The organism is Dyella mobilis (assembly GCF_016904945.1).
GTDB lineage: Bacteria > Pseudomonadota > Gammaproteobacteria > Xanthomonadales > Rhodanobacteraceae > Dyella_B > Dyella_B mobilis.
In genome coordinates this window covers 38768-53239 of record NZ_JADIKF010000034.1, presented here as the reverse complement: position 1 = coordinate 53239, position 14472 = coordinate 38768, and the positions used below count along the sequence as shown (strand labels likewise).

At 61.5% G+C, this 14472-nt stretch carries 8 protein-coding genes; 1 reads left to right on the top strand and 7 read right to left on the bottom strand.

Annotated features, from left to right (window positions below; translation table 11 throughout):
* Positions 1-24: 24 nt before the first annotated feature.
* Complete coding sequence (locus tag ISS99_RS03185; protein WP_204630140.1) at positions 25-1587, bottom strand: tetratricopeptide repeat-containing sulfotransferase family protein; 1563 nt, start codon at positions 1585-1587, stop codon at positions 25-27.
* A gap of 148 nt (positions 1588-1735) precedes the next feature.
* On the opposite strand from ISS99_RS03185, the gene ISS99_RS03180 reads away from it, so the two are divergent.
* Entirely contained in the window at positions 1736-2407 is a 672-nt protein-coding gene (locus ISS99_RS03180; RefSeq protein ID WP_204630139.1) for a Fe2+-dependent dioxygenase, read from the top strand.
* Between the two features lie 175 nt (positions 2408-2582).
* Here the strand turns inward: ISS99_RS03180 and ISS99_RS03175 are convergent, their stop codons facing one another.
* The 6 genes from ISS99_RS03175 to ISS99_RS03150 form a co-directional block, all read right to left on the bottom strand.
* On the bottom strand, positions 2583-5768 hold the full coding sequence (locus ISS99_RS03175; protein WP_204630138.1) for a TonB-dependent receptor: 3186 nt from the start codon (positions 5766-5768) through the stop codon (positions 2583-2585).
* A 606-nt stretch (positions 5769-6374) separates the two neighbouring features.
* Positions 6375-9422: a TonB-dependent receptor gene (locus ISS99_RS03170; protein ID WP_204630137.1), complete on the bottom strand. Its 3048-nt coding sequence runs from the start codon at positions 9420-9422 to the stop codon at positions 6375-6377.
* A 587-nt stretch (positions 9423-10009) separates the two neighbouring features.
* Positions 10010-10933, bottom strand: coding sequence for a Grx4 family monothiol glutaredoxin (gene grxD / locus ISS99_RS03165; RefSeq protein ID WP_204630136.1), 924 nt, complete (start codon positions 10931-10933; stop codon positions 10010-10012).
* Positions 10934-11183: 250 nt separating this feature from the next.
* Positions 11184-12041: a UDP-2,3-diacylglucosamine diphosphatase gene (locus tag ISS99_RS03160; protein ID WP_204630135.1), complete on the bottom strand. Its 858-nt coding sequence runs from the start codon at positions 12039-12041 to the stop codon at positions 11184-11186.
* A 104-nt stretch (positions 12042-12145) separates the two neighbouring features.
* Positions 12146-12748 (bottom strand): SGNH/GDSL hydrolase family protein, encoded by a 603-nt coding sequence (locus ISS99_RS03155; RefSeq protein WP_204630134.1) that lies wholly within the window; start codon positions 12746-12748, stop codon positions 12146-12148.
* A complete protein-coding gene (locus tag ISS99_RS03150) occupies positions 12748-13992 on the bottom strand; it encodes an aminotransferase class I/II-fold pyridoxal phosphate-dependent enzyme (protein WP_204630133.1) in 1245 nt (414 codons plus the stop codon). Before ISS99_RS03150 ends, ISS99_RS03155 begins: the two co-directional genes overlap by 1 nt.
* Positions 13993-14472 lie beyond the last annotated feature (480 nt).

The window sequence follows — 14472 nt, the reverse complement described above, 5'->3', positions numbered from 1 at the left end:
GCGGCCTTCTTCGTTTCAGCACCTTCAGCGATCGAGATGCTGGATCAGCGGAGCCAGAAACTCTCGATAGTGCGGACTGCGTGCAGTGTCGCCCCGTATGGGTTGGCGCACCTGCGCTGCGCTGGCCGTGCTGTGCACGTCGCGCTGCGTCTGATGCGGCGAGAGGCATGCCGCATCGAAGGGCAACTGGCACCAGGCGAGCAGGTGTCGAATCTGCGCTTCGGGTTCTTGCACCAGTTTCTCGTAGGCAAGATCGAGCACCTCGTGCGGGTAATGCGCTTGCCAATAACCGCGGAGTTTCTGGTAGCCGTTGTAGTAACCGGCGAGATCTTTCAGGTCGTAGCTGAAGTGCATGCCTTCGTTGAATAAATGGCGGTAACAGGCAAAACAGGTTTCGACTGCATCGCGATGGCAGTCGATAATTTTGGCTCCCGGCAACATCGCACGAATGGCGCCGACCCATTGCCAGTTCTGCAGGTTTTTATCGGTGGAATACGCACGCTTGGCGCGCCAGCGTGCGGTACGCGCAAGATAGTTCTTGCCCAGCCGCGCCCAGTCTTCCGCGGTGGCGTTGCTCACCCAGAGCGGAAATTCCTTGCCGCGCCGTTTGGATTCCTCTTCGAGCACTTGCGATAGGTCGGTGATCTCGTTGGCGCCTTCCACCTGCGGATGCGACGCGAGAATGTGTTCGACCAGCGTCGATCCGGAACGAGGAAGGCTCGCGATGAAAATCACTTCGTGCCCGAGCGTCGGGTCGAGCGGAGCCGGCAACGGATGACGAAAGGCCTCGGTGATTGCTTCGACGTAGGCATGCTCGGCTGCCGCATTCCACGACACCAGCGTGCGCTTGACGGCATTGGCTTCGCGCAAGGCCGCAAAGGCGCCGACGTAGTCGCGCTGGTCCTCCAGGGCCTTGTACAGGCTGAAGCCAAGGAACACGCGCGAGTCAGGGGGCAGTTGCTGGTTTTGCAACAGCTGGCGGATCTGCTGCGTATCCGCGGGTGTCAGCGGTTCGGTCTTCAGATTGGCCAAGGCATGCCAGGCCTGCGCCTGATCCGGCTGCAAGGCCAGCACCTTGCGGTATTGGGCCACGGCAGCGGGGATGTCGCCGCGGATGGTGAAAATGTCGGCGAACGTGTTGCGCGCGGCCACGTGTCGTTCGTCCAGCTCGATGGCGCGCCGCAAAGCATTCGCGGCCTCATCCAGTTGCCAATCCAATTTCAGGGCCTTGCCGAGGTTGTACCAGGTGGACGCCTGCATCGGGGCCAGCTTGGTGGCGCGGCGCAGGCAGGCGAAGGCTTCTTCGGTGGCGCCGGAGTCGTAAAGGGCGCCGCCCAGATTGGTCAGAATGTTCGGGTCGTCAGGGCGCTGCTTCGAGGCTTTGCGCATGTACTCGGCCGCGGTGTGGCTATCGCCGCGCATCAGGCAGGCGATGCCGTACAGGAACTGCGCGTTGAGCAAGCCGGGTGCCTCGGCCAGCACGCGTTTCAGCGGTTGCTCGGCCAGATCCGGGCGTCCCTGGGACAGCGCTTTGCCGGCTTCGCTCAGCCACTGCTGCGCCGTGGGAGAGAGGGAGGGAGGCGACATGGTCTACCTGACGTGGTCGGTTGCAGAATCGATGCCTAGTTTTGCACGTTCTTCCCGCAAAAAAGTCCGCCCTGAGGCAGATGTTCCGCTTCGCAGGGCGTGCGATTACCATGGATGGCGTCATGCCACCTCATGAAGGGCTGCCGCCTTGATTCACTGCGTTCCCGCTGTTCTCAACCCCAATGAGGTGGCCGCCATCCGGTCCAAATTGGAGAGTGCTTCGTTTGCCGATGGTGCCGGCACGGCCGGCTGGTCCGCACGCGAAGTGAAACGGAATCTGCAGGTGACGTCGGGCCCCGAGTACGAGCAGATCGCGCGCATCGTGCGCGAAGCCTTCATGCGCAGCGGCGAATTGCAGGCAGCATTGTTGCCTGCAAGGGCGACGCCGGTATTGTTCAATCGTTATGCGCAAGCGATGGAATACGGCCCTCACGTGGATACGCCGGTGATGGGCAACATGAGCAATTCGATCCGCAGCGACATTGCCATCACCATCTTCCTGTGCGATCCGCAAAGCTACGACGGCGGCGAGCTGACCGTGTTCATGAACGGCATCAGCAACCAGTTCAAGCTGGAAGCGGGTGGTGCGATCGCCTATCCCGCCAACACGCTGCATCACGTCACGCCGGTCACTCGCGGCGTGCGCGATGCAGCGATCATCTGGGTGCAAAGCCAGGTGCGCGATCCCGCCAGGCGGGAAGTCCTGTGGGATCTGGAAAACGCCAAGCACGAAATTTTCAAGCGCGAAGGCAAGAGCTCTTCGTTCGACCTGATCAGCAAGTCCCGCGCGAACCTGATCCGCATGTGGGCGGAAGTCTGAAGAACGCCCCGTACAACGCAGCAACGTAGGTTGGGTTAGCGCAGCGTCACCCAACGTGTCTTCGTCTTTGCGCTAGAGAGTCGAAGAGCCGAAAACAGTTGGGTTACGCTGCGCTAACCCAACCTACAAAATTCAACCCTCCCCTGCGCGAGCAGGGGAGAGCAAACGCCCACCATCAAAAATCATATTCCGCATTGAGCTGCACATAACGCGGAGCCTGATAACCCGTGGGCACCAGATACTTGGTGTCGTTGAGGGTCTGCCAGGTGCCGCCGTTGGCTGATGGCGTGTAGAAGGCATTCTGGTTTTCGTAGACCGACACGGGCGTATGCCGGTTGAAAACGTTGAACACCGTGGCGCGCATGGTCAGCCCCTTGAACCACTCGGGCTTGTAGGCCGCATTCAAATCGAGCTGCCACAGCGTCGGCGTGTTGCCCGCCGATCCGCGCGGAAGCACGGCGCCGACGCCGTTGACGACGCAATAGATGTACGGCGACGTGCCGCTGGATACCGAAGGCTGCCCAGGCTCGGGATTCTTGCCGCCGGCATAGCCGCCGACGACGCCCAGATCCGCCGGATTGTCGCCATAGCAATTCCGCGGCCGGCCTGTTTGTACCAGCAGGTTCGCGCCGATCGTCCACTCGTTGCTCAGCTTGTACGCGCCGTAAGCCTTGAAGGTGTGCTTGTGGTTGTTGGGCTGGTTGCCGTTCGCGCCGTACATGATTTCCGGATAGTCGAACAGCTCCGACGTGCCGGTGTCGGCCTGGCCGATGTTGGAATCCACCAGCCCTTCCGTATTGCCGTAAGAGCGTGCGTAGGTGTACGAGAAATTCAGGTAATACGTGTTGTTGAAGTTACGCTCGGCAGTCAGCGACAACGCATAGTAATTGCGCTTGTACCTGGGTTCGCCGATCTGCTCGCCGCTCAGGTTCACCGGATACAGTTGGTTCGAGTTCGGGTCGAGCGGCAGCATCAGCTGCACGCCGTTGCCTGGATTGGCAATGAAGCAGCCGATCAGGCCCGGATTGGCATTGCTTCCATCGGCCATCATCGGCGCCAGGCTGTCGGTGCGATAGCCGAATCCGTACATCGCATTGGCGTAGGCGGCAATCGGACGGAAATCGCAGATATCGTCGATGCCGTTCAACACTTTGCGATAGGCGGCTTTCGCGCCCACGGTCCAGTCGCCGACCTGCTGTTGCGCGCCGAGAATGAATTCGCGTTGCTTGAACGGCTTGAGGTTAGCCGTTGTATACGAGGTCGGATTGGGCGTGGAGCCGGTCTCGAAATTGAGATATTGCACCGGCGTAAGCGGAGTGAGTCCCTGCGGCACGCCGGTCACCGGATCGACGCCGGTGTAGGTAAAGCTCTGCGTGGAATACAGCGACGCCGAAGCACCGCGAATGGCCACGCCCGCATCGATCGGCAGCGAGTAGTCGCCCGCGCTGCCGTAGATCTTCAGCGTCGAGTCGCCGTGCACGTCCCACGAAAAGCCCAGACGCGGTTGCAGATTGTGATCCTGCTTGGCGTAGGTCTGGCCAAGCCCGTTCTGGTTATTGAACTGGTCGTTGCGCAGGCCCAAGCGCAGCAGGAAGTTGTCGGTGATATGCCAGTTGTCCTGCAGATACGCCGCACGCTGCGTGGTGCTTACCTTCGCACCGGTGGCAAACACATAGTTGGTCACCTGGTTATCTTCGGGAGCAGCACCGGAGGTTTCCGGATTCAGCGGGCCATAGACCCATTGCGCACCACCTTCGTAGGCCTGACCCGTGCTGGATGAGGTGCGGTCGCGCGACCAGCCGCCGGTAATGTCGTGGTCGCCCAGCTTGTACTCCAGGTCGATGCGGAACGACGAGCGCTTGTCCTGGCCGTTGTCGGTAGTCAACACGCCGCCCGGGATGAAGTTGCAATGCGCGTAAGGAGCGATCTGGCCGGCGACAACCGGATTTCGCAGGTCGGTAATGGCGGGGCAGCCCGGTGCATTGGCGGCGTTGAGAATGTTGCCGTCATAGCTCTCCACGGTGCCATCGGCGGCAATGGCGGTATTGATGCGATGGTTCTGGTTCTTGCCATATTGCATGGTCAAGGTGAGGTCATCGGTGATGTAGCTCGTGTACTTCAGGATGTTCGTCTGGCCGCCGAGCTTTTGCTTCACTACGCCCTGATAATCGTAGTGATAGGGGCTGTGTCCATTGTCGCCGAATCCGTCGTAATAAACGTCGGTGCTGACGTGGCGGGTATCGTTGAAGCCGGTGTATTCGAGGATGTTGCTGTCGTTGATATTCCAGTCGAGCTTCAGCAGCCAGTACGGATCTTTCTCAGTCAGCGCGGTATAGCCGCCACCGCCGGCCTGGTCGACATAGCCATAACCTGACGAGTTCGTCTTGGTGCCGCTCACCAGGCCGAAAATAAACAGCTTGTCCTTGATCAGCGGGCCGCCCAGCCAGGCATTCCAGCGCGAGCTGAAATCGATGGGATAGGTGGAGCCGCTGTTGCCGATGGCGTAGTTGTTGTTGCGCGAAGCGTTGTACCAGGGATTTCCGTTCTTCAGATAAATGTTGGGCTGCTTTGCCATCAGCGAAACGGGATTCCAGGTGACATCTACGCCGCCTTTCCATTCGTTGGTGCCGCGCTTGGTCTGCACCGAAATCACGCCGCCGGTGGCGTTGCCGTATTCCGCGCCGTAGCCGCCGTCCTGTACCGATTCCTGGTCGATCGCCTCGAACGGAACCTGCGAAAAGCTCAGTGAGTCGAACTGGTTGGTGACATTGAAGCCGTTCACGTAATAGGCGTTTTCAGCCACCGAAGCGCCGCCGAACGAAGCGAGGTTGCCAAACGAGGAATCGCCTTTCACCGCACCCGGCGTAAGCAGGGCGATCGCTGTCACGTTGCGCGGAATCGGCAACGTCTTCATCTGCTCGGCGGTGATCACCGTATTGGTCTGTGCCGACGATACGTCGATATTGGCCAGTGAATTGGCCGTTACGCTGATCGTATCCAGGTTTTTTGCCTTGGCCGATACGGCGCTTGCGGTAACCGCCAGGTTGACGTTGGCGCCCTGGCCGGCGAGCACGGTCACTTCCTGCGTGGACGTGCTGCCGCCATCGGCAAGCTTCACCACGTATTTGCCCGGAAGCAGGGCGTTGAACTGAAAGGCGCCGTTCGGGCCCACGGTTACGTTGCGGCTGGAACCGTTGCCTTCGTTGGTGATGGTGACCTCGGCGCCGGCACGGGCGGAGCCGTAGATGGAACCCGATGTGCTCTGCGCGAGCACGGCGCCGCTGTCCACGCCGAGCACGAGCGCGATGCTCAGGGCGATCCGCCGATAGTTCGGCGTGTTGTTGTGTTGACGAATTTGCATGGTTCCCTCCAATGGGCAGGCAATGGGCAAGCCGCTGCCGCGAAGCAGCGGCGCCCCGGAATTGGCGGCCTGCATGGACCGCTCGTGTGTTGGTTTGCCGTGGCGCTTCTGGGGCAGGCGTGCCTTGAACTGGCGATGCACGGGCTGGGCACACGCTAGGGCTTGGGCAAGTTGTTATGCAACGGTTACCCGAAGCGAAAAATTTGCTACGGACCAGCACGCGTCATGCGACAACCGCGATGCGTGGCCGATGTCGCGTCACCTTCGGAGCGGTGTGCTGCGCAATACAAAAAGCAGCAGGCACAAAGGCTTATTCGAGGAGCTGTTTTTGCTCGTGTAGGTGATTCACCAAATATCAGTCAATGTATTCCTACACGATGCAGCCCAATTCCTGGGCGCTCTTAAGGTTTGGCTGACGCTGATAGAGGCCTGATAAACACCGCGAGACGAGCCGGTCGTGTAGTCCGCTGTCTGAACAAATGACGTGCGTATCGGTCGCAAAAAGAAGGCCACCCGAAGGTGGCCTACGCTGGATGGTGTAACTCGAAGAATCGTTCGAGAAGAAAAAAAGGGAACCAAAAGGGGGAGGTGGCTCCCTTGGGAAACTTAGTAGTCGTAAGACACCGACAACCTCACGTAACGCGGCTGGTTGTAGTACAGACCCAAACCGTAGGTGTTGGAAACCACGCCCGGCGAGTTTTCGCTGGTGGTGTTCCACTGCGTGGCAGCCTGCCGGTTCAGCACGTTGAACACATCCAGGCCGAACGCAAGTTTCTGGTCGGCGAACATCGGGCGATACGTCACACCAAGATCCAGGCGCTGGGTCCACGGCATGCGTCCCTGCGCTCCCGGAGGCGACGGCTGGCCGAAGCAGTAGTGATAGGCCGCGCCGTAGGTGGACGGATCCAACATCTGCGGGCCGTAGTAACCCAGGCAGCTCTTGGGTGCGCCCGACTGCAGCAGGATGCGGCCCGAGACCATCCATTCCGGCGTGATGGCGTACGCGCCATAGGCCTTGATGGTGTGCGTGCGATCGTTGAACAGCACGCCATTGCTGTTCACCATCACCGACGCGTAATCCCAGTCTTCGGTCTTGCTGACGTCGGTCTGGCCGATATCCGAACGCACCTGGCCTTCGGTGTTGCCGTAGCTGCGCGAGAAGGTGTAATCCACGCGCGCCTGCCACTTGCCGTTGAACGGATGCTCCAAGTAAGCATTCACCGCGTAATACTTGCGCTTCGCACCTTCGGTGAAGCCCCAGTCGGAGGTGGTCATGGGCACGCTGGCATAACCCGAGCCATCCACGCGCGATACCAGGAAGTCGTTGCTTCTGCCCGGATTGAACAGGCGGCAGCCCGGCTGGGTGGTGTTGTACAGGCTCGGGTCGAGGCCCATCGACTGCATTTTGTTGGCCAGGGCACCCATGTCGCACACGTCGTCGATCGCGCTTTGCAGCTTGCGCAGCGTGAACTTCGCGCCGGTGGTCCAGCTGTCGCCCAGCGTCTTGTCGAAGCCGAGGATGAACTCGTCCTGGTATTCCGAACGCAGGTTGGTCGATGCGAACGTCTTGGGATCGGGCGTAATGCCGTATTCGTTATCCGAAGAGTGCGGCGGTGCGAGCGCCGTGGTGCCGGTCGGTTCGGCGGTGGTCGGATTGATGCCGGTGTAGGTGAAATACTGGTCGGTATACGTCGAAGCTGAAGCGCCGCGAATCGCCACGCTGTCCGGCAACGCGAGATAGTAGCGGCCCAGGTTGGCGTACGCCTTCAGGCTGGAATCGCCAAACACGTCCCAGCTGACGCCCAGGCGCGGCGCCCACTGGTTGCCGCTGCGCACATACGGCTGGTTGCTGCTGTTGTAGTTGTTGAAGTTGTCGTTGCGGATGCCCACATCGAGCAGCCAGCGATCGGTGACCTGCCACTTGTCTTCCAGGTAATACGCTTTCTGCGACACCGACATGCTGGTGGCCGTGGTGTAGATGCGCTTGCGTGCGTAGTACTCCTGGCCGGGCGCAGGAACGACGCCGGGAACGATCGGGTTGTTCGGATACGGCGTCTGGTAATAACGCCAGTAATAGCCCGGGCCGGCCGTCACAACGCCCTGGTCCTTGCCGGAGAAATACATGTTGTCGATACCGGCGGACAGATCGTGGCTGCCCAGGTGGTAGTCGATGTCCACACGCAGGCCGTGCGTCTTGCTCTGTGCGTTGGGCGAACCGATCTGGTTGGTGGTGGTGCTGTTGGTGATCGGCGAGCCGCCTGTGTACGCAGGATTTTCGAAGTTGGGATTGGCGATGTACGGATCGTCCGGATTGAGGCCGGGCAGCGTGGTGTAGTTCAGCACCTTGTTGCGGCCGTAGGTCGCGCTCAAGGTCAAATCTTCAGTGATGTAACCGGTGTACTTCACGATATCCAGCGTGGTCGAGTTCTTCGAGTACACCGGATACAAACCGAGCGGGCCGCCCGAACTGAGGTTGCCGTAGTTGAACGCGTAATACTCGCCCGAGGTCGGCTGGGTCGGATCGCCTGCACCTGCCGATGCCGGCTGCTTGTTGACGACGTGGGTCAGTTCCAACAAGTTATTGTCGGTGATGTTCCAATCCAGTTTGCCGTAAAACTTCTGCAGCTTGTTGGTGTACTTGAGGTAGGCCTCCTGTGCCGCCTCCACGTTGTTGGTGCTGCGTCCTTCCACCTTTTCCGCTTCCGCCGACAGGAAGAAGAACAGCTTGTCCTTGATCAGCGGGCCGCCGATGTAGGCGTCATAAACGGTGCGCCACTGCTTGTCGTCCTTGCGGTACTGGTAGATCGAACCGGGCAGCGATGCATCGGCGTAGCTGTAATGCGCCGGCAGCGCCATGTTCGGGTAATTGCGGTTCACCGGTGTGGATTCCAGGAAGCGCGGTTCCCAGATCATCTGCCCGCCGAAGTGCCACTCGTTCGTGCCGCGCTTGCCGATCTGGTTGATCACGCCGCCGTCGGAACGGCCGTACTTCGCGCTGTAGCCGCCGATGTAGGTTTCCTGCTGGTCGATCGATCCATACGGCAGGCCCACGCCGCCGAGGTTGGACAGCGGATCGGAGCTGCTGAAGCCGTTGATGTAGTACGCGTTCTCGGTGGCGCTGCCGCCGCCGAACGAGAGTGCGTTGTTGAAATAGCCGCTCGCCTGCACCACGCCCGGCGCCAGCAATGCGATCGATTCGGCGGTGCGACCCAGCGGCAGGCGCTGCAGATCCTTCGCGGTGATGACCGAGCGCGAATCCACCGAGGCCACGTCGATCTGCGGAATCGCGTTGGCGCTGACCGTTACCGTGGTCAAGGTCTTGGGTGCGAACGACACTTCCGTGTTCACGCCCACGGTGAGTGTCACGTTGTCGCGCGTGTCCACCACGGTGCCGTCTTTCTTCAGCTGCACCGTGTAGGTGCCGACCGGCATGTTGTTCACGCGATAGTGCCCGGTGCTGTCGACCGGCACGTCGCGGCTGAGGCCTGTCTGGCTGGTTACCGTCACTGAATCGCCCACCGGCGCCTGGCCGAAGAACGTGCTGGTGGTGGACTGGGCGAAGGCCGCCCCAGTAAAGCCCAAGCTCAGCGCAAGCGCTGCTGCAAGGGTGTGGCGACGGTAGTGGCCCGTGCCGGTCTGGTCACGCTTGATCATTATTCAAAATCTCCCCGTGGAGCCCATTGGGCTAAAACAACGACTTCAAAAGTTGCTGCGTCTGGAGCTTTCATCGAACCGGACTGACGCCCACGGCGAGGCCAGGAAGGGAACCTCGTTCCCGTCCTGCGCTTCCTTCGTGGATGACTTACTCCCGACTCGACCGGGTATCCCGCCCGGGTGATCGCCTGGTGGCTGTGCCGCCGCGATCAGTCACGTACGAACTTACGGAATGACCAAACCTTACGCAACGCTTACGGAGAAATGCAAAAAGTTTCGACAGAGACGAATGGCACGCTTCGCGCTTAGGGGGCAGCTGAGATGCGAGTATTTTTCATATCTATTTAAAATAATTGAATAAATTATTTCAGACGAGCGACTGGGATGGGTTGGACAGTACGCCGACGAACGGAATGGTTCGTGTCATTTCGTAAGTTTTTGATGAATACAGATTAAATGAACTGTCGATTTTTCGTTATTTCTTGCTATTGCAAAAGGTCGATGGAGACCAGGCGCGGACGCCGGGCACAAAAAAAGCACGGGGCTTTCGCCCCGTGCTTTTCACGAAAAACGCGTTGGACCGAGGCTCAGTAGCGCGGAACGCTCGAATCGATCTCGGCCGCCCACGCATCCATGCCGCCATCCACGCTGTAGACGTTGGTGAAGCCATGGGCGATGAAGCGTTCGGCGGCGCTGCGGCTGGAAATGCCGTGGTGGCAGATAAAGGCCAGCGTGGTGTCCTTCGGCAGTGCGGCCAGGGCGGCGTAGCCTTCGTCTTCCAGCACGCGTGCCTGCGCCAGCGGGGCGGCCATCATGCGGCCCTGCGCGGGGCGCACGTCGATCAGGGTGAGGTCGCCCTTGGCCAGACGCTGCTTGAGCTCATGCACGCTCATCGACTTCAGCTCGACCGCGCCGGGAAACTTCAGGCTCAGGCCCTCGCCCTGCATGGTGGACACCCAGTCGATCACGATGCCCTTGGCGCGCTGCGCGCTGGCCGGATCGAAATGCACTTCGATGCCGTTCGCCACCACCACGATGTCGTGCTCGCTGCCCGGGGCCAGTTGGAAGCCCGCGCTGTGATCCGGGCCGATTTCCAAGTGCAATGCCATGCCCTGCGCATTGGCCGTGCCCTGGCGGATGGATTCGGCGGCCTTGTCGGTAATGGTGATTTCCGGCGGCGTGCGATCCGGCGGCGTGGCGCCGAACAGCTGGTGTAGCTCGCCGCTGCCGTACATCTGGCGAATGATGTCGGCGCCGCCGATCAGCTCACCGTCCACATACAGCTGCGGAATGGTCGGCCAGTTGCCGAACACCTTGATGCCTTCGCGGATCTCGGAATCTTCCAGCACGTTGACCGTGTGGTAGTCCGGCAGCAGTTCATTAAGCGTGTTGGTGGCGGCGGCGGAAAAACCGCACATCGGCTGCTGGCGCGTGCCCTTCATGAACAGCACCACGCGGTGGTCTTTGAGCAGGCTTTCGATTCGTTCGCGGGTGGCGCTTTCGAGGGACATGTAGGGGCTCCGGTAAAGAGGGGCATTGTATCGCCCTACATATGCTGCCGGGTCAGACAGGTTCAAGGCGGCTTTTTTTCTCCTCTGCTTTTTGCTCCTTCCCCTGCGCGTCGCAGGGGAGGGAAAAATGAGGCGTCTCAAGCCGCCGGCCGCAGTTTCGTAGGTTGGGTTAGCGCAGCGTAACCCAACGTTTTCGCGGGATTTGTTGGGTTACGCTGCGCTAACCCAACCTACGGCTCTCTTCAAAGCTTCAAGCCGCCGGCCGCAGCTCGTCCAGATCCCGCTTGCGCCGCGCCAGCGGCGCCAACGCCAGGGCGGAAGTGGGCGAGGGCAGCACCAGCTCGCGGCTGGCGCGGCCCAGGGCGGTGGGCTGCTCGCTCCAGTGGATCAGCTCCATCGCGCCGATCTCGTCCTCGATCAGCGCCGTGCAGTGCTCCACCCAGTCGCCGTCATTCAGGTACACCACGCCGTCCACCGTGCGCACCTGGCCGTAGTGGATGTGGCCGCAGATGTGGCCGTCCATGCCGCGTTCGCGCGCGTCGGCGGCCACGCGCTCTTCGTAGGCGCGGATATACGCCAGCGCCTTGCCGATGTGCGATTTCACGATGATCGACAGCGGCAGATAAGGCAGCGCCATGCGGCGGCGCCAGGCGTTCACGCGGCGATTGCCCCAGCAGATGAAGCGATGCATCGCCTCGCCGATGTGCAGCATCCAGCTGCGGCCGATCTGCTCGGGATCGTATTCATCGCCGTGGCTGACCCGGTAGCGGCGGCCGTCCGCACCCACGTGCACCGCGTCCAGCTCGATGCGCACGCCGCAGATCGATTGCCCCACCAGTCCGCGCAGCGCCGCGTCGTGGTTGCCGGGGATATAGGTGACCTCGACCCCGCGCCGGGCCATGTCCAGCACCTCGGCGATCACGGTGCCGTGGTCCGGATGCCACCAGCGGCGGCGGCTCAGGGCTTCCAGGTCGATGATGTCGCCGACCAGATACAGCTTCTGGCATTGCAGCTGACGCAGGAAATCCAGCAGGTAGGCCGCCTTGCAGTCAGGCGTGCCCAGGTGAACATCGGAAATGAATGCGCTTCGGCAGCGAAGGATGGCCATGGCGTCGGTCCCCGGGTGGTTGCCGGGTCCCCAGTCTCGGGCCAAAACGTCACCGGGCGATGGCGAAATGGTTGCAGGGAGGTTGCCGCCGCGCTTTTTTTCGCTTACGCGGCCACCGCGGCCAGTGCGCTCGGCTCGATCGCCTGGGTCCACCACGCGTATTGGGCGCCGGAAGGGTGCAGGCCGTCGGAAGCCACCAGGCTGGCGTGGTCGCGCGAGATCCCGGTGATGTTCACGAAACGCACGCCGGAGTCGGTGCTTTCTTCGCGCGCGATCTCGTTGAACGCATCCAGCTCGCTGGCGATCTGGCGCAGGTCGCGGCCGCTTTTCTGCCCAAACGGGGTCACGCCCCAGTCAGGAATGGACACCACCACCACGCGTTCCGGCCGCTTGCCCGCCAGGGTGATGGCCCGCAGCAGCAGGGCGTGGAACTGTTCGCGATATTCAGTGGCCGAACGGCCGCGATATTGGTTGTTGACCCCGATCAGCAAACTCACGAAGTCATAGCCGGCCGCAAATTCTGCCTGGTCCATGCCGGTGGAAAGCTCGTCCGTGGTCCAGCCGGTGACGGCGACAATCTGCGGATCGTCGATCGCCACTCCGTGGCCGCGCAGCTTCTGCGCCAGTTGCATCGGCCAGCGCTGATCGGCGGGAACGTCCTCGCCGATCGTGTAGGAATCGCCCAGGGCGAGATAACGCAACGCCATCAGGCGATCGCCGCGGCGCGCGGCATCTGGGTGTTGGCCATGCGGTCCAGCACACGTTCCATGCGGCCGAACACTTCGCGCAATTGCGCCGGCTGCGGCAGCAAGGTGAGCCGCAGGTGATGGCTGTTGGGCACGTTGAAGCTGGAACCGGGTACCACCAGCACGGATTCTTCTTCCAGCAGGCGCAAGGCAAATGCGTCATCGTTGAAATCGGCGATGCGATCGCTGCGCACGCGCGGGAAGGCGTACAGCGCACCGCCTGGCGTGACCAAGTCCAGATATTGGCTGGCGGCCACGCCATCGAGCACCGCCTTGCGCGCTTCGTGCAGACGGCCGCCGGGCGAGGTGAGGGCGTTGATGGTCGGCGCGTCGTGCAAAGCGGGAATCACCGCCCACTGCGCGGTGACATTCGCGCACAGGCGAAGTGCTGCCAGCAATTGCAGTGCATCGCGATAATCGTGCGTGCGCGCCGGATCGCCGGACAAACTCAGCCAGCCCACGCGGTAGCCACAGGCGCGATGCACCTTGCTCAAGCCACCGAAGCTGATACACGGCGTATGGCCGGCCACTTCGGCCATCGGCTGAAACGGCGTGTCGTCGTAGAGGATCTCGTCGTAGATCTCGTCGCACAGCAGCAGCAAGTGATGGCGCGCGGCGATCGCGGCGATCTGTTCCAGCAGTGCGCGCGGATACACCGCACCGGTGGGGTTGTTCGGATTGATCAGCACCAGGGCGCGCGTGCGCGGCGTGATCAGCGCTTCGATTTCTTCCGGATCGGGCAGGTGCCGGTTTTCGGCCAGGCAGCGGTAATAGCGAGGCACGCCGCCGTTGAGAATGGTCGCCGCGCTCCACAACGGGTAGTCGGGGCTGGGCAGCAGCACTTCGTCGCCCGGTTGCAGCAGGGCGCGCAGGCTCAGGTCGATCAGCTCGCTCACGCCGTTGCCGATAAACACCCTCTCCACTTCCACGTGGCGCGCACCGCGTGCGCGCTGTTGCGCGGCAATGGCTTCGCGCGCCAGCTCCAGCCCCTGCTCGTGGCCATAGGCTTCACTTTCGTGCAGGTGTGCGGCGATGGCCTCGCGCAAGTGATCCGGCACGGTAAAGCCATAACGGGCGGGGTTGCCGATATTGAGCTTGATGATCGGCAGTCCGGCCGCTTCGAGTTCGCGCGCGCGGCGGGTCAGCGCACCACGGATTTCGTAACGCACCTCGTTCAGATGCGCGCTGGGTTTGATCGGGGCCAACGGCTTAATCCTTGTTCTTCGGGGAAAACCGGCTTGCTGCCAGGTTCCAGCTGATGCTAACAGCGGAAAAGGGGGCTGTGGGAGGCAAAATCGGGCGAAAAAAGGGATCGGGCGCTGAGGTATCCACCCGTTCTCACCGCGTCATCCCGGCGAAGGCCGGGATCCAGTGTCTTTGTCGGGCCGAAGTCGCTGGATCCCGGCCTTCGCCCACTACTGTCCGGCATGATCTTTGCGCACGCTGGAAGGACAGAAAAGTACACTCCCTCTCCCCTCCGGGGAGAGGGTTGGGGTGAGGGGCCACGGCTTGCCAAACGCTGCCTTTGTGCGCGGGAGTGCTTTTAAAAAGCTTTCTGCTCGAACCAAGCATCGTCGCAAGATTGTCCCCTCACCCCAGCCCTCTCCCCGGAGGGGAGAGGGAGTACGCCGCGTAAATCGGGTTACTTTGCGAGTCCTCCTGCCACTTGACGAACGCAAGCCCAT